The sequence below is a fragment of the Sphingomonas sp. S1-29 genome (genome assembly GCF_026167545.1).
Classification (GTDB): domain Bacteria; phylum Pseudomonadota; class Alphaproteobacteria; order Sphingomonadales; family Sphingomonadaceae; genus Sphingomonas.
The window spans coordinates 3,076,515-3,096,073 of sequence record NZ_CP110678.1; the positions used below are offsets into that span (position 1 = coordinate 3,076,515).

Consider the following 19,559-nt stretch of genomic DNA (forward strand, 5'->3'; position numbering starts at 1 on the left):
CATCCTTGGGAGCGGCCGCATGCAATCGATCCTCGACGTCCAGCGCGCCGCCTTCCTTGCCGAGCTTCCCGCGACGATCGAGTCGCGGCGCGACCGGCTCAAGCGCGCGATCGCGATGCTGATCGGCAACCAGCAACGCTTCTGCGACGCGCTCTGCGACGATTTCGGCCATCGCAGCCAGGAACAGTCGCTGCTGACCGACATCGCCGCGTCGATCGCGCCGCTGCGCCATGCGCTCAAGCATCTCGATCGCTGGTCGCGACCCGAAAAAAAGCCGGTGCTGTTTCCGCTGGGGCTGCTCGGCGGGCGCGCCTGGGTCGAATATCAGCCCAAGGGGGTGGTCGGGATCATCGCGCCGTGGAATTTTCCGGTCAATCTGGTGATGAGCCCGCTCGCCGGGGTGCTGGCGGCGGGCAATCGCGCGATGGTGAAGACCAGCGAATTCACCCCGCGAGTCGCTGCGTTGTTCGAGGAGCTGGGCGCGCGCTATTTCGATGCCAGCGAAGTCGCGTTCGTGTCGGGCGCGGCCGACGTCGGCAAGGCATTCGCCGCGTTGCGCTTCGATCACCTGCTGTTCACCGGCGCGACCGGCATCGGGCGGCATATCCTACACGCCGCCGCCGATCATCTGACCCCGGTGACGCTCGAGCTCGGCGGCAAGTCGCCGGTGATCCTGGGGCGATCGGCCGATATCGCGCGCGCGACCGAGCGGGTGGTGATCGGCAAGCTGCTCAACGCCGGGCAGATCTGCCTCGCCCCCGATTATCTGCTGGTCCCCGCCGATCGCGAGGAGGAAGCGGTGGCAGGGCTGCAGGCGGCGGCGAGCGCGCAATATCCGACCTTGCTCGCCAACCCCGATTATACCGCGATCATCAACGATCGGCACCACGAACGGCTGACCGGCTGGATCGAAGACGCGCGCGCCAAGGGTGCCGAGGTCATCGTCGTGAACCCCGCGAACGAGGATTTCGCCGCCTCGAACAGCCGCAAGCTGCCGCTGCATATCATCCGCGGCGCGACCGACGCGATGACGGTGATGCAGGAGGAAATCTTCGGCCCGATCCTGCCGATCCGCACCTACGACACGATCGACGACGCGATCGCCGAGGTGAACCGCCGCGACCGCCCGCTCGCGCTGTATCATTTCGGCACCGATGAAGCCGAACGCCGCCGCGTGCTCGACCGGACGATCTCGGGCGGGGTGACGCTCGACGACGTGGTGTTCCATGTCAGCCAGGAGGAGCTGCCCTTCGGCGGGATCGGACCCTCGGGGATGGGCGCCTATCACGGCGAGGCGGGCTTCCGCACCTTCAGCCATGCGCGGTCGATCTATCGCCAGCCCAAGATCGACGTGGCGCGGCTGGCAGGGCTCAAGCCCCCTTACGGCGCCGCGACCCGCCGCTCGATCGCGAAGCAGATCAAGGGGTAGCGGCTGCACGGCAGGATCGACCCGCAATCCTCCCCCGCCAGGGGGGGAGGTGGCGGTTCTGCGCGGCCCATCCGATACAATTACTCCTCCCCCGCCAGGGGGAGGGGGACCATGCGCAGCATGGTGGAGGGGGAGGACGCCCAACGGCTCGTTCGCGTCCGCCCCCTCCACCGCTTGCGCGGTCCCCCTCCCCCCAGCGGGGGAGGAAAGAATTGGTGCCCAGCCGCCCGTCCGCCCCAATACAATCCTCCCCCGCCAGGGGGAGGGGGACCATGCGCAGCATGGTGGAGGGGGAGGACCCCCAACGGCCCGCGCGCGTCCGCCCCCACCACCGCTCGCGCGGTCCCCCTCCCCCTGGCGGGGGAGGAAAGAATTGGCGCCCGGCCGCCCCCGCCCCAAACCATTTTCCTTCTGGCGGGGGAGGAAGGATGCGGCCCAATCGCGATCCTTGCCGGCCCCAAAACCGTCCTTGCTTTAGCGGGGGAGGACGGTGGCTACTGCAACGCCGCACGATCCAAATTCAGCGCCCCCGCGGCGATCACCTCGACCTGCGGATACGCCTTGCGCAGCGGTTCGATGAACTGCTTGGCGTCGCCGACCACGACGATGCTCGCCGCCGCCGGATCGAGCAGCGCCGCCGCTGCCGCCTGCACCGCGCGCGGGTCGACCGCCTCGGTCGCGCTGCCATAGCGCTGCAGTTCAGCCAGCGGCACCGCCTCGACGACATAGTCGCCGACCAGCCCGGCAATCCCCGATCGCGTTTCGGTCGCGCGGCCGAAGCTGCCGATCAGCACCGCCTTGCGAGTCGCGAGCTCGGCGGCGGGGGCGGGCTCGGTGCCCAGCCGGCGCATTTCGGCGGCGATGATCGCCACCACGTCGGGCGCAGTCGGGTTCTTGGTCTGCGTCGCCGCCGAGACCGGGCCGACCCCGCGCCGCGCGTCGAGCTGGCTCCCCGCACCATAGGCCAGCCCGCGCTTGATCCGGATTTCCTGGTTGAGCCGCGACGAGAAGCCGACCCCGAGGGTCGCATTAGCGACATTGGCGGCATAGAAACGCGGATCGCTGCGCGCGATCCCCGGGCGTGCGACGACGACGCCTGCCTGACCCGCATCGGGCAGGTCGACGACGATCACCCGCGGCTGCGGCACCGCGGGCGCTGCCGCAGCGCGCGCGGCCGCCTGGCCCTGGCCGCGCCAGTCGCCGAACAGCTGCTCGGCCAGCTTCTGCCCGCCCGCAGCATCGATATCGCCCACCAGCACCAACGCCGCGCGCTCGGGACGCCAGCTCGCGCGATACGCCGCCATCACCTCGTCGCGGGTGATCGCCTTGAGCGAGGCGGGCGTGCCCCCCAGCCGGTTGCCATAGGCCGCATCGCCGAACACCGCGCGCGTCGCGACGATCCGCGACAGCGCGCCGGGGTCCTTCAGCTGCACCGTCACCCCGTCGATCGCCTGCGTTCGCGCGCGATCGAGCTCTTCGCTGGCCAAGGCCGGATTGCGCGCGACATCGGCGAGGATGCCGAGCGCCGGCGTGAGCTGGTCGGACTTCACCGTCAGCGTAACGCCAGCGCCATCCCATTGCGCGTCGCTCGCGATCGATCCGCCGAGCGATTCGACCGCCTCCGCAATCTGCGTGGCGCTGCGCGTCGTCGTGCCCTTGGTTAGCAGCGATGCGGTCATGCTCGCAAGCCCCGCGCGCCCCGATGGATCGAGCGCGCCGCCGCCCTCGACCATCAGCGCCGCACTCACCAGCGGCAACCCGCGCTTCTCGACCACGATCACCCGCATCCCGTTGGCGAGGCGGGTCTCGGTCGGCTGCGGCAGCACCGGCTTCACCGGCGCGCCGGGCTCGGGGGGCGCGACGCGTTCGCCCGCCGCTGCTGCGGTGTGGATGACGATGTCGGCAGGGGCCTTGAGTTCGGCGACCTGCACCGTCGGTGCCAGCGTGATGGTGTCGCCCTTGCTGCCCGCCGGCGCGCTCTCGGCCGGGTTGTAGCGGATCGACGACGAGCGCGCGTCGGTCAGGTAGCGGCGCGCGACGCGCTGGACATCGGCGGCGGTGACCGTCGCCAGTTCGGCGAGCCGCTTGTCGGCGGCCCTGGGATCGCGATCGACGATGATCGCATTGGCGAGCGTGAAGGCCTTGCCCTCGGCGGTCTCTCGCCCCTCGATATTCTCGGTCAGCAATTCATTCTTGGCTTCGGCGAGCTCGGCGGCGGTGACGGGTTCGTCGCGCAGCCGGGCGATCTCGCGCCGCAGCGCCGCCTCGCCATCGACCGCGGTCTTGCCGCCGGCCAGGATCGCATAGACGCTGAACTGGCCGGTCGATTGCTTGGCGTCGTAGAAGCTCGCCGCCTGCGCCGCGAGTTGGTCGCGATAGACCAGCGACTGGTACAGCCGCGAATTGTCGCCGCCTGCCATGATCGTGTTGAGCACCGTGAGCGCCGCGGCATCGGGATGGTTCGACGGCGGCAGCGGATAGTTGATCAGCACCGCGGGTAGCGGGGTGTTGGGCTCGTACACCGTATAGGCGCGGGCCTTGGTCGGCTCGGGCTCGGTCGCGGTGACACGCGGGATCGGGCGCGCGGGCTTCTTGATGCCTGCGAAATACTGGTCGACCCATTGGTCGAGCTGCGCGGGATCGAAATTACCTGCCACCACCAGCACCGCATTGTCGGGGCGATAATAGGTCGCATGGAACGCCCGGATATCGTCGATCGTCGCGGCGTCGAGATCCTCGATGCTGCCGATGCCCGGGCGCGCATAAGGATGCGTCGTATAGCCGATCATCGGCCGATAAAGGTAGAACAGCTTGCCGAAGGGCGCGGCGAGGACGCGGCTGCGCAATTCCTCCTTCACCACCTCGCGCTCGGACGCGAACACCTTGGGATCGACGACCAAAGTCGCCATCCGGTCGGCCTCGGCGAACAGCAGCCGCTGGAGGTGGTTGGCGGGCACCGCCTCGAAATAATTGGTGTAGTCGTCGCCGGTCGATGCGTTGTTGTAGCCGCCGACATCTTCGGTCAGCCGATCGACCTGCTCGTCGACCAGGTTGCGCGTGCCCTTGAACATCAGATGCTCGAACATGTGCGCGAAGCCCGATTTGCCCGCGGGATCGTCCTTCGACCCGACATCGTACCAGACCTGCACCGAGACGGTCGACGTCGTGGTGTCGCGGATCGCATAGACGCGCAGGCCGTTGGCGAGCGTGCGTTCGGTATAGGCGATCGGCTCGACCGAGACCGGCGCGGTCGCCGCCGGGGGCGGCGTCTGCGCGGGCGCCGCGACCGGCGTCAGCATGGTGGCGAACAACAGCGCGGCGGCGAATTTGGTCATGGCGGTCTCCGGTAAAGCGCCGCCGTTGTGCCCCAGTCCCGGCAGGTGTCAATCGCCGCCGGAGCGTTCGCTCGCCGCTGTCCTACAAGCGCCGGTTTTGGTAGGCCCAACCCATGATCACGCTCCTCCTGCACTCGACCGCCATCGTCTCTCATGCGGCAGGGAAGGGGAATCTGGGGGGTACGTAGTGTAGCTTTTGTAGCCTTCCGAACGATCGGTGCGGCGCGACTCGCGGTGCTACAGTCCGAAGCCCGCGCCGACCCGATCGGGGCCGGCGCAAGCAGGGGGGTCAGGCGGGTTCGGTCACCGCATCGGCGCGCGGATTGACCTTCGACTTGGCCATCGCGGTCAGCTTGTCGTCGGTCGCATATTCCTCGTCGAGCGTCTGCTGCAGGATGGTCGCGATATCGGGCCGCCCAATCTGCTCGGCCCAGGTGACCAGCGTGCCGTAGCGCGTGATCTCGTAATGCTCGACTGCCTGTGCGGCGGCGATCAGCGCGGCGTCGAGCACCGCCTTGTCCGAAATCTCGCCCGCGGTTTCATTGGCTTCTTTGATGATGCCGTCGATCGCGGGGCAAGTAACCGCCTTGGCCTTCTCACCCATAAGCTCGAACACCTGCTCGAGTCGTGCAATCTGACCCTCGGTTTCGCTCAGATGCTGCTCGAACGCGGCCTTCAGCCCGGCGTCGGTCGCCTTGGCGACCATCTTGGGCAGCGCCTTGGTGATCTGGTTTTCGGCATAATAGACGTCCTGCAGCTGGTGCAGGAACAGGTCGTCGAACGTGGCGATGTCTTTGGTGAACAAGCCCATGATGGCCTCCATCGTAAGAGTGGACGCCAAGCCCGCAGAAGCGACCAAGCGTCGCTGCATCAACCCGCGACCGGCGCGCAAGGTTGCGACGCCGGCCCGATAATCGCCACCGTTGGCGGCAGTCAGGGCTTCTTGTTGCCGCGGTTGGCGTACAGCAAGGCGGCTGCCAGCGCCGCCGATCCGATGCCGACACCGATCGCGGTCATCGGCCAGTGGCGGCTGCGATCCTCGGCGGGGGGCTTGGCCTGTGCCGCGGTGCGGCGCGCCTGCGCATCCTTGGCCGCCACGACGATCTCGTTGCTCGGCAGCTCGTCTTGGTCCGACATATCCCTCTCCTTCTTTGGTATAATGCTTCAGCCGTGATCGCGTTCAGCATAGCGCGCCCGAAATTCGTCGGCGAACGCGCTCAGGGTGCCGCCGCCGATCGCGCCGCGCAGATCGGCCATCAGCGCCTGATAGAACCACAGATTGTGCTCGGTCATCAGGATCGCGCCCAATATCTCGCCGGTGCGCACCAGATGGTGCAGATAGGCGCGGCTCCACCCCGCACAGGTCGGGCAGCCGCAGCTCGGATCGACCGGCCCCTGGTCCTCGGCGAAGCGCGCATTGCGGATGTTGAGCGGACCGTTGCGGGTGAAGGCCTGGCCGTTGCGCCCGCTGCGCGTCGGCAGCACGCAATCGAACGTGTCGATTCCGCGCTCGACCGCGCCGACGATGTCGTCGGGCTTGCCGACCCCCATCAGATAGCGCGGACGCGCGGCATCGAGCTGGCCCGGCGCATAATCGAGCACCCCGAACATCGCTTCCTGCCCTTCGCCCACCGCGAGCCCGCCGACCGCATAGCCATCGAAGCCGATATCGAGCAGCGCGTCGGCGCTCGCCTTGCGCAGTTCCTGATCGAGCGCGCCCTGCTGGATGCCGAACAACGCCGCACCCTCGGCATGCTCGCCGCCCGCATCGAAACCCTCGCGCGATCGCCGCGCCCAGCGCATCGACCGCTCCATCGCCGCCGCCTGCACCTCGCGCGTCGCGGTGGTCGGCACCAGCTCGTCGAACGCCATCACGATGTCGCTGCCCAGCAGCCGCTGGATTTCCATCGACCGTTCGGGGGACAGCATGTGGCGCGACCCGTCGATATGCGATCGGAACGCAACGCCGTCCTCGCTGCGCGTCGTCAGGTCGGACAGGCTCATCACCTGATAGCCGCCGCTGTCGGTCAGGATCGGCCGGTCCCAGCCCATGAAGCGATGCAACCCACCCAGCCGCGCGACCCGCTCGGCGCCGGGGCGCAGCATCAGGTGATAGGTGTTGCCCAGCAGGATATCCGCCCCCGCCGCCCGGACATCGGCTGGCTTGACCGCCTTCACCGTCGCGGCGGTGCCGACCGGCATGAAAGCAGGGGTGCGGATATCGCCGCGGCGCATCGCGATGGTGCCGGTGCGGGCCTTGCCATCGGTCGCGTGGATGGTGAAATCGAAACGGGGACGCATCCGCGATGCTTTGCCGTCCCGCGCGCCGAATGGAAAGGGCATGCCGATGGCCGAACACGACTATGGTGCGCGGATCGCCTGGACCGGCAATCGCGGGCAGGGGACCGCAAGCTATCGCGGCTATGCCCGGACCTGGGACGTGACGACCCCGGGCAAGCCGGTGATCCATTGCTCGAACGACCCGCTGCTCGGCGGCGATCCGGCGCTGCCCAATCCCGAAGACCTGCTGCTGGCGTCGCTCTCGGCCTGCCACATGCTCTGGTATCTGCATCTGGCGAGCCAGGCGGGGATCGTCGTCCATGGCTATGTCGACGACCCCTTGGGGGTGGGCGAAACGCTCCCCGGCGGCGAAGGGCGTTTCCTTCGGGCGACGCTGCGGCCGGCGATCGAGCTGGCAGCGGGTGCCGACCTTACGCTCGCCGATCGGCTGCACCACGAGGTCGACCGCTATTGCTTCATCGCGCGATCGGTGAATTTCCCGGTGTCGGTCGAGGCTACCTATCGCCCGCGATGAGCATGCGCGCGATGTCGTTCGGCGCGGCGAACACCAGGTCGGGCGACTGCGCCCGCAGCGCCGATTCGCTGGCATATCCCCACAACACCGCCCCTGCGCGCATCCCCGCCCGGCGCGCGGCTTCGATGTCGCGAGTTTCGTCGCCGATCGAGATCGCTTCGCTCGCGGCGACCCCGGCGCGTTTGAGCGCGCGGCGATATTTGGGCGCCTTGCCGTACAGCGACGACGCGCACTCCCACACATCGACCAGCGCGGCATTGTCGGGCCCGAGGATGCGGCGCGCGTTGAGTTCGGAGTTCGAAGTGACCACCGCGACGCGGATCCCCGCGGCCTTCAGCGCCGCAAGCAGCTCGGCGATCCCCTCGAACAGCGCGATCTCGTGGGTGTGCAGCGCCAACAGGCTGCGGACATAGCGCGCGATGAAGGGCAGCTTCCATGGCGGAATGCCTAGGTGCCGGATCACCTCGCGCGTGGTCTTGTCGCGCATCCCCTCGACCTCGTCGGGATCGACTGCGCGAAAGCGGTATTTCTCGGCCAGATGGTCGACGATCCCCAGGAACCAGCCGCCGCTGTCGGACAAGGTGCCGTCGAAATCGAAGATCACCAGCCGGATCGGCGCGCCGGCATCTGCATCGGGGACGGTCATCGCCCTGTGTGACAAACTCGTGTCAGGGGATCAACAGGCTGGCATCGCCATAGCTGTAGAAGCGGTATTCGGCCGCGATCGCATGCGCATAGGCCGCCTGCATCGTCTCGCGCCCCATCAGCGCCGATACCAGCATGAACAGCGTCGATCGCGGCAGATGGAAATTGGTCATCAGCCCGTCGATCCCCTTGAAGCGATAGCCCGGGGTGATGAAGATCGCGGTGTCGCCCTCGAACGCCGCGATCCGACCGTCGTCCTGCGCGGCGCTTTCGATCAGCCGCAGGCTGGTGGTGCCGACCGCAATCACCCGCCCGCCGCGCGCGCGCACTGCGTTCAGCCGCTCGGCGGTGGCGGCGTCGATCCGCCCCCATTCCGAATGCATCTGGTGGTCGTCGGTATCGGCAGCCTTCATCGGCAGGAAGGTGCCCGCGCCGACATGCAGCGTCAGCGTTTCGTGCCCGATCCCCGCTGCGGCGAGCGAGGCGAGCAGCGCCGGGGTGAAGTGCAGCGCCGCGGTGGGGGCGGCGACCGCGCCGGGTTCGGCCGCGAACATCGTCTGATAGTCGTCGGCATCGCGCGCATCGGTGCCGCGCCGCGCCGCGATATAGGGCGGCAGCGGCATCCGGCCAGTGCGCTCGAGCAGCAGCTCGACCGGCTCGTCGCCGGCGAAATCGAGCGCGAAGCTGCCATCGTCGCCGCGGTCGCTCGCGGTGGCGGTGACGTCATGGCCGAAATCGACGGTGTCGCCGTCGCGCAGCCGCTTGGCGTTGCGGATGAAGGCGCGCCAGCGGCGCGGCCCCTCGCGCTTGTGCAAGGTCGCGCCGATGCTCGCCTCGCCGCGCTTGCCCTCGAGCTGTGCGGGAATGACGCGGGTGTCGTTGAAGACCAGGCAATCGCCGGCGCGCAATTGGCCGGGCAGGTCGGTGACGACCGCGTCGGTGGTCGCGCCACCGCTCAGCACCAGCATCCGCGCCGAATCGCGCGGCGCGGCGGGGCGCAGCGCGATCCGCTCGGGCGGCAGTTCGAAATCGAACAGGTCGACGTTCATCGCTTCAATGCAGTCCTTGCGCCCGTTAGCCCTGAGCCTGTCGAAGGGCGCCCCGCCCTAACCCGGGCGCTGTGCTCGCCGATCGTTCGGGCCGGACGTCGACAAGCTCCGTCCGAACGGGGGTTGGCCGGTCGCAATATCTCAGTTGCTCGGCGCGGTCCCGGGCAGCACGACTTCCTTCTCGCCAGCCGGCAGCGCGGGGGCGGTAGCGGCTTGCGGGGTGAAGGGCGGGGGATTGTCAGCGGCGATATAGGCGCGGAGGATGCGTGCGGGGTTCGCGGGCGGCTCGCCGCGCGGGATCGCATCGACATGCTCCATCCCCGAAAGGACCCGACCGAACACGGTATAATCCTTGTCGAGCGACAGCCGCGGCGAGAAAACGATGAAGAACTGGCTGTTCGCGCTGTTCTCCGCCGCGGTGCGCACTTCGGCGGTGGCGCCGGGCGCCGAACCCTGGCGCGCGGCCGATACCGCGCCGCGGACGTGCGGCAGATAGTTGAACTCGGCCTCGACATCGGGGAGCGACGAGCCGCCGGTCCCGTCGCCCTTGGGGTCGCCGGTTTGCGCCATGAAGCCGTCGATCACGCGGTGGAACAGCAGCCCGTCGTAGAATTTCTGGCGGGTGAGGCCCTTGATCCGCTCGACCATCTTGGGCGCGACATCGGGACGCAGCCAGATCGTGACGCGGCCGCCGGTCGACAGGTCGAGCAGCCACAGATTCTCGGCATCGGTGGTCGCGGGCGGCGTGGCACGCCCAGTGGCGTTGGATTCGACGATCTGGGCGCTGGCGGGCAACGCCGCCCCGAGCCCGAGGACCGCAAGCATGGCAAGAACGAAACGCATGGGAAACCCCGTCAACCTGATGTGGTGGTGGCCCTAGAACAAAAGCCCGGTGGCGAAAAGACCGCCCCGCGTCGCGGCGGGGCGGGGGCGTCAGCTGCCCTTGCGGCCGATCACCTCGACGCGCGCGGCGACATCGGCGCGCACCGGGCCCGAGACGAACTTGCCGATATCGCCGCCATACATCGCGATCTCCTTCACCAAGCGGCTGGCGATCGGCTGGAGCGAGACATCGGCCATCAGGAAGACCGTCTCGATCCGGTCGTTCAACTGCTGGTTCATCCCCGCCATCTGATATTCATATTCGAAATCGGCGACCGCGCGCAGCCCGCGCACGATCATGTCGGCCCCCTCGCGCTCGGCAAAGTCCATCAGCAGCGAATCGAACGCGACGACATGGACCTCGGTCTCCATCCCCTCGACCTCGCGGCGGACCATCGCCAGCCGCTCCTCGATCGTGAACATCGGCGATTTCGACGGGTTGGTCGTCACGCCGATCACGAGCCGGTCGACGATCCTTGCGGCGCGGCCGATGATGTCCATGTGGCCGAGCGTCACCGGATCGAAGGTGCCGGGATAGACGGCGGTGCGAATCGTCATGAAGTCCCTTTGTCGGTCAACGATCGCGTTCCAGCGTGAAGCGCGCGATGTCGCGCAGCAGGTCGGCTTCGTTGCCATAGGCGTGGAGATGGTCAATCGCCTGTTCGACCAGGATGCGTGCCTGTTCGCGCGCGCGCTCGATGCCGAGCAGCGAGACGAAGGTATCCTTGCCCGCCGACCCGTCCTTGCGCAGCGCCTTGCCGACCGCCTCTTCGTCGCCCTCGACATCGAGCAGGTCGTCGGCGATCTGGAAGGCGAGCCCGACGTCGCGCGCATAGCCGCGAAGCCCGGTCCGCCCCTCGATCGGCAACCGCCCTAGGATCGCGCCCGCCTCGACCGAGCAGGCGATCAACGCGCCGGTCTTCATCGCCTGAAGCCGGGTGACGGTGGGCAGGTCGAAGCTGGTCTTTTCGGCTTCGAGGTCCATCATCTGCCCGCCGCCCATGCCTGCGGGGCCGGCGGCATTCGCGATGCACTGGACCAATTCGACGCGGACGAACGGGTCGCCATGCGTGCGCTCGTCGGCGAGCAGCTCGAACGCCAGCGCGTGGAGGCAATCGCCCGCCAGGATCGCGGTCGCCTCGTCGAACGCCTTGTGCACCGTCGGCTTGCCGCGGCGCATGTCGTCGTCGTCCATCGCGGGCAAATCGTCGTGCACCAGGCTGTAGACATGGATGCATTCGATCGCGGTCGCGACGCGCGCGATGCATTCGCGATCGACGCCGAACAATTTGGCGGTGGCGAACACCAGCAGGGGGCGCAGCCTTTTGCCACCGCCGATCGCGGCGTGGCGCATCGCCTGGTACAGCCCGGCGCGCGGATCGGCGGGGACCGGCAGCAACTGGTCGAACTGGCGATCGATCTCGCCGGCAATGTCGCGCATCGCGTTCTGCAACGGGATCGAGGCGTGGCGCATTCCGCTCAACGTCAGGTGCCCGCGAACGCGGTGGTGCCCACCGGCTGGCCGCTGCCATCGAGCCGGATCGCCTCGATCCGCGCCTGCGCCGAATCGAGCCGCGCCGCGCACTGCTTCTTCAGCCGGTCGCCGCGCTCGTACAGGTCGATCGCCTCCTGCAGCGACGCGTCGCCGCTTTCGAGGCGGCTCACGATCCGCTCGAGTTCCTTCAATGCTTCCTCGAACGAAAGCTCGGCGATGCCGGGTTCCTCTGCCATGTGCGATGCTATGCGGCAGGTTCGGGTCGGCTTGCAACCGGGTTGCGCGCAAGCGCGGGCACAAGCCCGATATTCAGGTGCTTGGGTGCGCCGCTCAAGCCTCCGCCGCGAGCTCGGCGACCAGATCCTTGCGGCTGAGCTTGCCGATCATCGTCTTGGGCAGCGCCTCGCGCACCACCACCGCGTCGAGCCGCTCGTGCTTGCCGAGCTGCGGGTTGATCCACGCCGCGATCGCCTCGCCGGTAACGCCGCTGTCCTCGACCAGCGTCACATAGGCGCGCGGCACTTCGCCGCGATAGGTGTCGGGCATGCCGATCACCAGCGCCTCGCGCACCGCAGGGTGATGGTACAGGATCGCCTCGATCTGGCTGGGGAACACCTTGAAGCCGCCGACCGCGATCATGTCCTTCAGTCGGTCGACGATGCGGATATAGCCATCCTCGTCGATCGTCCCGACATCGCCGGTGCGCAGCCAGCGACTGCCGTCGGCGGCGTGGCAGAACGCTTCGCCATCGGCATCGGGGCGGTTCCAATAGCCGAGCATGATCTGCGGCCCCGCGACGACGATCTCGCCAGGCTCGCCATCGGGGGCGGGGCGCGAGGGATCGGCCTTGTCGACCAGCCGCACCCGCGTCGCGGGCAGCGGCAGGCCGATCGTCCCCGACTTGTTCAGCCCCTCATAGGGATTGGTCGACACCACGCCCGAGCTTTCGGACAGGCCATAGCCCTCGACCAATTTGGCCCCCGACACCTCCTCGAACCGCGCCTTGAGTTCGGCGGGCAGCGGCGCCCCGCCCGAAATGCAGATCCGCAGCGAGCTGAGGTCGGTCTTGGTGAGATTGGGATGTTCGAGCAGCGCGCGATACATCGTCGGCACGCCGGGTAGCGCGGTCGCGCCGGTGCGCGCGATCGCTGCCAGTGCCGCGCCCGCCTCGAAGCGCGGCAGCAACACCATCTCGCCGCCCGCCACCACGGTGCGGTTGAGCACGCAGGTGTTGGCGAAGACATGGAACATCGGCAGCGCGCCCAGGATGCGATCGACCCCGATCCCGCGCTGCGGATCGACCTCGGCCACCTGCCGCGCATTAGCCGACAAATTCTGGTGGCTCAGCATCGCGCCCTTGGGGCTGCCGGTGGTGCCGCCGGTATATTGAATCAGCGCCAGATCGGTCATCGGATCGAGCGGCGGGGTATCGCACGCGCCCTGGTTGGCGATCAGCGCCGAGAAGGCGGTGATGCGCGGATCAGCGGGGCGCGGCGCGATCTCCTTGCGCTTGAGCATCCGGTAGAAGACCGACTTCGCGGCGGGCAGCGCGCCCGCGACCGACCCCACTACAAGCCGCTCGAGCGAGCTTTGGTCGAGCACCTTCACCGCGGTCGGCAACAACGCGCTCGCCGAGATCGTGAACAGCAGCCGCGTCCCCGAATCCTCGACCTGATGCGCGAGCTCGTCGGCGGTATAAAGCGGCGAGAAATTCACCACCGTCGCGCCGAGCTTGAGGATGCCGTAATAGGCCGCGACGTAATGCGGGACGTTGGGCAGGTACAAACCGATCCGGTCGCCCTTGCCATAGCCCAGCGCCGCCAGCCCGCACGCGACGCGGCTCGCGCCGTCGAGCGTCTCGGCATAGCTGTACCGCCGGCCCAGAAATTCGATCAGCGGCGCGTCGCCGCGTTCGCGCGCCGATTGTTCGAACAGCGCGATCATCGTCTGCGGCGGGAATGCGCGATCCCACGCGCCGGGGTGGTGATAGGCGGTCCGCCAGGCGGTCTCGGGATCGGTCATTTACACAGGTGTAAGCAGCGTTTTGGGGCGGTGCAAGCTAGCGCGCGATCCGCTGTGTCCAGGTCACCAGCACCGATACCGCCATCAATCCGGTGTCGATCGCCGCGACGATCTGGCGCGGGGTGGGGTCGCTGGTGTCGTGCAGATTGATTCGAATGTCGGTGGTCGGATGGCGCACCGCCAGCAGCAGCACCAGCAACGCAATCAGGACCAGACCATAAGGGCGACGCTGCATGCCGTTCGAACTCCGACGCGACGAAGATTTGACCGGGCGTGACATATCGTAATCGCGAACCGCTTGCCAGCGTTTCGCAAGCCGGTCGCGTTTGCGGCGATTGCCTGCTATCGGGCGCGCATGCTGAACCTGAACGCGATCACGGTGCGCCTTGGCGGGCGCCTTATCCTCGATAACGCCACCGCCGCCTTGCCCCCCGGAAGCCGCGTCGGCCTGATCGGCCGCAACGGCGCTGGCAAGTCGACGCTGGTGCGCGTGATTGCCGGGCTGCTCGAACCCGATGGCGGCGCCGCCGAAATGCCCAAGGCCGCACGCCTCGGCTATATCGCGCAGGAAGCCCCCTCGGGCACCGCGACTCCGTTCGAAACCGTGCTCGCCGCCGATGTCGAGCGCGCGGCTTTGCTCGAAGAGGTCGAAGAGCTCGAGGATATGGACCGCGTGGTCGAAATCCACGAGCGGCTGATTGCGATCGACGCGCACGCCGCCCCCGCGCGCGCTGCGCGGATCCTGGTCGGCCTCGGCTTCGACGAGGAAATGCAGCAGCGCCCGCTCGACAGCTTCTCGGGCGGCTGGAAGATGCGAGTCGCGCTCGCCGCCTTGCTGTTCAGCCAGCCCGACCTGCTGCTGCTCGACGAACCATCGAACCATCTCGATCTCGAAGCGGTGATGTGGCTCGAGGATTTCCTGAAAGGCTACAAGGCGACGATCGTCGTCGTCAGCCACGAGCGCGATTTCCTCAACAACGTCGTCGATCACATCCTGCATCTGCAGGGCGGCAAGGTGACGCTCTATCCCGGCGGCTATGACGCGTTCGAAAAGCAGCGCGCCGAACGGATGGCGCAGCTCGAAGCCGCGCGCACCAGCCAGATGGCGCAGCGCGCCAAGCTGCAGGAATATATCGCACGCAATTCGGCGCGCGCCTCAACCGCCAAGCAGGCACAGTCGCGGCAAAAGGCCCTGGCACGCATGTCGCCGATCGCTTCGATGGCCGAGGATCCGACGCTCAGCTTCGACTTTCCCGATCCCACCGAATTGCGCCCGCCGCTGGTGACGCTCGACATGGCCAGCGTCGGCTATGGCGACACGCCGATCCTCAAGCGGCTGAACCTGCGGCTCGACCCCGACGACCGGATCGCGCTGCTGGGGCGCAACGGCAACGGCAAGACCACGCTCGCGCGGCTGCTCGCGGCGCAATTGACCCCGATGGAGGGCGAGATCACCTCGTCGGGCAAGATGCGCGTCGGCTATTTCACCCAATATCAGGTCGAGGAACTCGACCCGCGCGACACCCCTATCGAGCATATGGCGGCGCTGATGAAGGGCGCGACCCCCGGCGCGGTCCGCGGCCAGCTCGGGCGGTTCGGCTTTTCGGGCGACAAGGCGACGACGCTGGTGGGCAAGCTGTCGGGCGGCGAAAAGGCGCGGCTGGCGCTGGCGCTGATCACCCGCGACGCGCCGCACATGCTGATCCTCGACGAGCCGACCAACCATCTCGACGTCGATGCGCGCGAAGCGCTGATCCAGGCGCTAAACGCCTATCAGGGCGCGGTGGTGGTGGTCAGCCATGACCGCCACATGCTCGAAACCACCGCCGACCGGCTGGTGCTGGTCGATAACGGCACCGCGCGCGAATATGACGGCAGCCTCGACGATTATATCGCGCTGGTGCTGGGCTCGTCGGGCGAAAAGGGGTCGAAGAAGGACAAGAAGGCCGACCGCAAGGCAGCCGCCGCCGCGCGCGAGAAGGAAGCCGAACTGCGCAAGGACGCCAAGGCCGCCGAAAGCGAGATCGCCAAGCTGACCGCCGAGAAAAGCGCGCTCGACCACGCGATGTTCGCGCCGGCGGACGCGCGGGCCGACCTTGCGAAACTGGCGATGAGCGACCTGATGAAGCGCCGCAGCGAGGTGGAGGCAAAGCTCGCCGACGCCGAAACGCGGTGGATGACGGCGAGCGAGGCGATCGAGGGGGTTGCGGCTTAAGGGGAGAGGGGCAGGGGGCTCACGCGCCGCACTTAAAGTGCGCGCACTTCCCCCTAACCCGTTCGTGCTGAGCTTGTCGAAGCACTGTTCTTTCTTTTCGGGCCGCTCGCTGCAGAAGGACGGTGCTTCGACAAGCTCAGCACGAACGGTCTGAGGGGACGATCACCCAAATCCCATTCCCACCCGTTCGTTTCGAGCGAAGTCGAGAAACCGCTAGCGAATAGCGCACCCCATCACCCCGCCGGCGCCACCAACCCGATCCCCTGCAGGATCGCCGCCTGCACCAGCATCACCACCAGCCAATGCCCGCAATCCCCGGCGATCCCGCCCGCGCGCACCCCGCGCAGCCGCAGCGTCACCACCAACGCCGGCACGACGAACCCGATCCAGATCACCACCGCGCTCCCCAGCGACATCGTCCACCGATCGGCCTGCGCCGGCGCCAGGATCAGCGCCCCCGCAAGGATCGCGCAAAGCCAGAACTCGGCAACGAACGCAGCGACCAACAACCCCACACTCCCGCCCCGCCGAAGCTGGTCGCGATACCACACCGCCCCGATCGCAAGCCCGGCAAGCGTGGCGACTAGGATGGGCATGAGGTTTTGAAGAATGTAGATCATGGGTGCGAGGGTAGGCCAACCAAGGGTGCCGCGCTACCGGTGACACGAGCCTTTTGCCATTATGAATGTACGTGGCGCGGTCTAAGTCTACGTGTTAGATAAAGTGCATGCTTATTCGGCACTTCTTGCTCGCAGCTATTTTAATGACCGCTCCCGCGAGCGTCGCGCAGCCTCGCCAGTCTGCAAAAGACTGCAAGGTTTCCGACATACGCTCGCAGCAGGTGGCAACCGATGCCGCCGCATCGTCAATCAAGATCGAGGTTCTCGCCCCCGACACCTTACGGCTGTCATCGGTGGAGCAGTTCGAAGGCCCCTGTGCCGCTAACATAAGCGCTGCATTCATGGGGCAGCTTCTGCTCGATGATGGCACGGCTGGGGAACAAAGTGCTGACGTCCCGGGCACGTATATCCGACGGGATAGCGCCCCCTTGTTCGAAGACGGGTATGATCGCCGGACAGTTGCTGAAAAAAAACTGCCGCGTTGGCGCGATACTTCCCCGATCAACAGCGCGCGCGTGAATGCAAAGCTGGAAGGTGGCGACTTCGTCGGCGTCTGGCGTGATGGTGGAGTTTGGGGCGCTCGGTCCTTCACCCAGCATTCCGATCGCCGCCTGTCGCAATCCCTCCAGCTGTTTTCGTCAAGGCTGCCCATTCGCGACATTCGGTATTTCCCGTCTCCGGATTCTTCCTCTGGCGTGCTGGGTATCCTTCAAGAGATGCCCGATGGTCGCGTCAGAACCTTAAACTTCCAATGGTGGCACCGCAGCGCTTTTTCGAAAAACGTATGGTAGAAAGGCGGCGTCGGGTTTCGCACAATCCGCCGCGATCAGGGCATTGGCGCCGTGTGGATCAGCACTAATATCGATACCGTGTCGCTCTACAATGGCGGCTTTCTACCAGACCGGCCAATTGCGTCAGCTGGATTGGCACAGGCACGACGCTTCCCACCGCACCGCTGTCCTACAAGCGCGAGCTTTGGTACGAACGTCGCATGAACACGCTTCCCGCATCCCCACCGGCTTCGCGTTTCGCGACGCGGAAAGGGCGAATCCGGGGGGTACGTAGTGTAGCTTTTGTAGCTTTCCGAGGCTCCGAATCACCAAATCCACCCGTTCCCAACCACCCCGGCCTCGCATAGCCTCGCGCCCATGACCCGCATCGCCACCTATGCGCAGTTCTGGCCGCATTACCTGCGCGAGCACGCCAGGCCCGAGACGCGGCGGCTGCATTATATCGGCACCGCGCTCACGCTGGTATTGCTCGTCGTCGCGATCGGCGCGGGCGGGTGGTGGTGGGCTACCGTGCCGTTGGCAGGCTATGGCTTCGCCTGGTACGCCCATTTCCGCGTCGAGCGAAACCGGCCCGCCACCTTCACCCATCCTTGGTGGTCGCTGCTCAGCGACTTTCGCATGTTCTTCCTGGCGGTGGGCGGCAGGCTGGCGCCGCATCTCGAGCGCGCTGGGGTGGCAACCGGGCGTTGACCGGCTGACAGCAGGTGTTGCTTGCCGCGCACACCCGCAAATCCCTATCTCTGGTCCATGCAGACAACCAACGATACGCTCGCCTTGATCGGAAACACCCCGCTGGTCCGCCTCAAGGGGCCGAGCGAGGCTGCCGGGGCCGAGATCTTCGCCAAGTGCGAATTCACCAACCCGGGCGCCAGCGTGAAGGATCGCGCGGCATTGTTCATCGTCCAGGATGCCGAAGCGCGCGGATTGCTTCAGCCGGGCGGCACGATCGTCGAGGGGACCGCGGGCAATACCGGGATCGGGCTGGCGCTGGTCGCCAATGCCAAGGGCTATCGCACGATCATCGTGATGCCCGAGACGCAGAGCCGCGAGAAGATGGATACGCTGCGCGCGCTCGGGGCCGAGCTGGTGCTGGTGCCCGCCGCGCCCTATTCGAACCCCGGCCATTTCGTCCACACCTCGCGCCGGATCGCCGACGAGACGCCGGGTGCGATCTGGGCCAACCAGTTCGACAATATCGCCAACCGCCGCGCGCATATCGTCGGCACTTCGAGCGAGATTTGGGAACAAATGGAAGGCCGGATCGACGGCTTCACCTGCGCCGCGGGCACCGGCGGCACGATCGCCGGGGTCGGGCTGGGGCTCAAGGAGCGTGATCCCAATGTGACGATCGCGCTCACCGATCCGCACGGCGCCGCGCTGTTCAACTATTACGCGCATGGCGAACTGAAATCCGAAGGTTCGTCGGTTGCCGAGGGGATCGGGCAGGGGCGGATCACCGCCAATCTGGAGGGCGCGCCGATCGACACCCAGTTCCGCGTCTCGGACGAGGAGGGCCTCGAATGGATGCGCCGGCTGCTCGCCGAAGAGGGGCTGTGCCTGGGGCTGTCGTCGGGGATCAACGTCGCCGGCGCGGTGCGGCTGGCGCGGCAGCTCGGCGCGGGCAGCCGGGTGGTGACGATCCTGTGCGACACCGGCTTTCGCTATCTCTCGACGCTGTACGATCGCGATTGGCTGACCGCCAAGGGGCTGTCGGTGCCGGCCGCGCTGGCGCCGCGCTGACACCGCGGTCGACAAGTCGCGGCGGGATGGTTACTTTCCTGGTATCGTGATGCCACCCACCATCGACCAAAGCCAGGCAATGCAGCGTATCCGGGTCGCAATGACCGGGCTCGCGCTGGTCGTGCTGCTGATCACGATCGCCAGCGCGATCTTCAGTTCGGTCGACCGCCAGGCGCCGGTCGAGGCGATCGGCTCGTCGAAACCCGATGTCGTCGCGAACATGACGTTGCTCGGCAACAGCGTCGCGGCGCCAGCGCCGCAGGACGAGCCGCTCGCCGAACTCGGCGTTGCGCCGAGCCGCAGCTCGGGCGAGGTCGCCAACGTCGTGGTGACCGAGCAGCCGTCGGCGCCGCGTTAAGCATCTTCTTTCATTTTCCGGCAATGCGTTACCAGCCGATCCTCCACGGCGCAAAAAGAACATAACAAGACCAAAAGTGTACATCGTGCCTTTGTGGATGCTGGTGGGGCAAAGTGGGGCGAAAAGGCATAGATTTCCATTGTAGCGACCCCCTCGATTTGGT

General features: G+C 67.1%; 20 protein-coding genes. 7 read left to right on the forward strand and 13 right to left on the reverse strand.

Annotated elements, in window-relative coordinates:
• The first annotated feature begins 19 nt into the window (after positions 1-19).
• Positions 20-1,429, forward strand: coding sequence for a coniferyl aldehyde dehydrogenase (locus tag OKW76_RS14710; RefSeq protein WP_265549582.1), 1,410 nt, complete (start codon positions 20-22; stop codon positions 1,427-1,429).
• A 494-nt stretch (positions 1,430-1,923) separates the two neighbouring features.
• Here the strand turns inward: OKW76_RS14710 and OKW76_RS14715 are convergent, their stop codons facing one another.
• The 4 genes from OKW76_RS14715 to tgt all read right to left on the reverse strand — a co-directional run bounded on the left by OKW76_RS14715 (position 1,924) and on the right by tgt (position 7,065).
• The gene (locus OKW76_RS14715; RefSeq protein ID WP_265549583.1) at positions 1,924-4,764 is read right to left on the reverse strand and encodes a M16 family metallopeptidase; all 2,841 of its coding nucleotides are present in this window, start codon (positions 4,762-4,764) and stop codon (positions 1,924-1,926) included.
• A 289-nt stretch (positions 4,765-5,053) separates the two neighbouring features.
• Positions 5,054-5,575: a ferritin-like domain-containing protein gene (locus tag OKW76_RS14720; protein ID WP_265549586.1), complete on the reverse strand. Its 522-nt coding sequence runs from the start codon at positions 5,573-5,575 to the stop codon at positions 5,054-5,056.
• Positions 5,576-5,697: 122 nt separating this feature from the next.
• The gene (locus OKW76_RS14725) at positions 5,698-5,901 is read right to left on the reverse strand and encodes a hypothetical protein (protein ID WP_265549587.1); all 204 of its coding nucleotides are present in this window, start codon (positions 5,899-5,901) and stop codon (positions 5,698-5,700) included.
• 27 nt (positions 5,902-5,928) lie between these two features.
• Positions 5,929-7,065 carry a tRNA guanosine(34) transglycosylase Tgt gene (tgt, locus tag OKW76_RS14730; protein ID WP_265549588.1) on the reverse strand — a complete coding sequence of 379 codons (1,137 nt, stop codon included), beginning with the start codon at positions 7,063-7,065 and terminating at the stop codon, positions 5,929-5,931.
• A 40-nt stretch (positions 7,066-7,105) separates the two neighbouring features.
• Between tgt and OKW76_RS14735 the strand changes: the two genes are divergently transcribed.
• Entirely contained in the window at positions 7,106-7,579 is a 474-nt protein-coding gene (locus OKW76_RS14735) for an OsmC family protein (RefSeq protein ID WP_265549589.1), read from the forward strand.
• Here the strand turns inward: OKW76_RS14735 and OKW76_RS14740 are convergent.
• The 8 genes from OKW76_RS14740 to OKW76_RS14775 all read right to left on the reverse strand — a co-directional run bounded on the left by OKW76_RS14740 (position 7,560) and on the right by OKW76_RS14775 (position 13,907).
• Positions 7,560-8,225 (reverse strand): HAD hydrolase-like protein, encoded by a 666-nt coding sequence (locus OKW76_RS14740; protein ID WP_265549590.1) that lies wholly within the window; start codon positions 8,223-8,225, stop codon positions 7,560-7,562. The two genes, OKW76_RS14735 and OKW76_RS14740, sit on opposite strands and share 20 nt — an antisense overlap.
• Positions 8,226-8,247: 22 nt before the next feature.
• The gene (gene queA, locus OKW76_RS14745; protein WP_265549591.1) at positions 8,248-9,273 is read right to left on the reverse strand and encodes a tRNA preQ1(34) S-adenosylmethionine ribosyltransferase-isomerase QueA; all 1,026 of its coding nucleotides are present in this window, start codon (positions 9,271-9,273) and stop codon (positions 8,248-8,250) included.
• A 141-nt stretch (positions 9,274-9,414) separates the two neighbouring features.
• The gene (locus OKW76_RS14750) at positions 9,415-10,116 is read right to left on the reverse strand and encodes a peptidylprolyl isomerase (protein WP_265549593.1); all 702 of its coding nucleotides are present in this window, start codon (positions 10,114-10,116) and stop codon (positions 9,415-9,417) included.
• Positions 10,117-10,206: 90 nt separating this feature from the next.
• Positions 10,207-10,713 carry a pantetheine-phosphate adenylyltransferase gene (coaD, locus tag OKW76_RS14755; protein WP_256506628.1) on the reverse strand — a complete coding sequence of 169 codons (507 nt, stop codon included), beginning with the start codon at positions 10,711-10,713 and terminating at the stop codon, positions 10,207-10,209.
• Positions 10,714-10,729: 16 nt separating this feature from the next.
• Positions 10,730-11,629 carry a polyprenyl synthetase family protein gene (locus tag OKW76_RS14760; RefSeq protein WP_265553013.1) on the reverse strand — a complete coding sequence of 300 codons (900 nt, stop codon included), beginning with the start codon at positions 11,627-11,629 and terminating at the stop codon, positions 10,730-10,732.
• Between the two features lie 11 nt (positions 11,630-11,640).
• On the reverse strand, positions 11,641-11,886 hold the full coding sequence (locus OKW76_RS14765; protein WP_265549596.1) for an exodeoxyribonuclease VII small subunit: 246 nt from the start codon (positions 11,884-11,886) through the stop codon (positions 11,641-11,643).
• A gap of 94 nt (positions 11,887-11,980) precedes the next feature.
• Positions 11,981-13,672 (reverse strand): long-chain-fatty-acid--CoA ligase, encoded by a 1,692-nt coding sequence (locus tag OKW76_RS14770; protein ID WP_265549598.1) that lies wholly within the window; start codon positions 13,670-13,672, stop codon positions 11,981-11,983.
• 37 nt (positions 13,673-13,709) lie between these two features.
• Positions 13,710-13,907: a hypothetical protein gene (locus tag OKW76_RS14775; protein ID WP_265549600.1), complete on the reverse strand. Its 198-nt coding sequence runs from the start codon at positions 13,905-13,907 to the stop codon at positions 13,710-13,712.
• A gap of 120 nt (positions 13,908-14,027) precedes the next feature.
• Between OKW76_RS14775 and OKW76_RS14780 the strand changes: the two genes are divergently transcribed.
• Positions 14,028-15,887, forward strand: coding sequence for an ABC-F family ATP-binding cassette domain-containing protein (locus OKW76_RS14780; RefSeq protein ID WP_265549602.1), 1,860 nt, complete (start codon positions 14,028-14,030; stop codon positions 15,885-15,887).
• A gap of 233 nt (positions 15,888-16,120) precedes the next feature.
• On the opposite strand, the gene OKW76_RS14785 is transcribed toward OKW76_RS14780, so the two are convergent.
• A complete protein-coding gene (locus OKW76_RS14785) occupies positions 16,121-16,483 on the reverse strand; it encodes a DUF1761 domain-containing protein (RefSeq protein WP_265549603.1) in 363 nt (120 codons plus the stop codon).
• Positions 16,484-16,614: 131 nt separating this feature from the next.
• Between OKW76_RS14785 and OKW76_RS14790 the strand changes: the two genes are divergently transcribed.
• The 4 genes from OKW76_RS14790 to OKW76_RS14805 all read left to right on the forward strand — a co-directional run bounded on the left by OKW76_RS14790 (position 16,615) and on the right by OKW76_RS14805 (position 19,396).
• Positions 16,615-17,298: a hypothetical protein gene (locus tag OKW76_RS14790; protein WP_265549604.1), complete on the forward strand. Its 684-nt coding sequence runs from the start codon at positions 16,615-16,617 to the stop codon at positions 17,296-17,298.
• 357 nt (positions 17,299-17,655) lie between these two features.
• Positions 17,656-17,988, forward strand: a complete 333-nt coding sequence (locus OKW76_RS14795) for a DUF962 domain-containing protein (RefSeq protein WP_265549605.1) — start codon at positions 17,656-17,658, stop codon at positions 17,986-17,988.
• Between the two features lie 57 nt (positions 17,989-18,045).
• A complete protein-coding gene (locus tag OKW76_RS14800; protein ID WP_265549607.1) occupies positions 18,046-19,038 on the forward strand; it encodes a cysteine synthase A in 993 nt (330 codons plus the stop codon).
• Between the two features lie 79 nt (positions 19,039-19,117).
• On the forward strand, positions 19,118-19,396 hold the full coding sequence (locus tag OKW76_RS14805) for a hypothetical protein (RefSeq protein ID WP_265549608.1): 279 nt from the start codon (positions 19,118-19,120) through the stop codon (positions 19,394-19,396).
• Positions 19,397-19,559 lie beyond the last annotated feature (163 nt).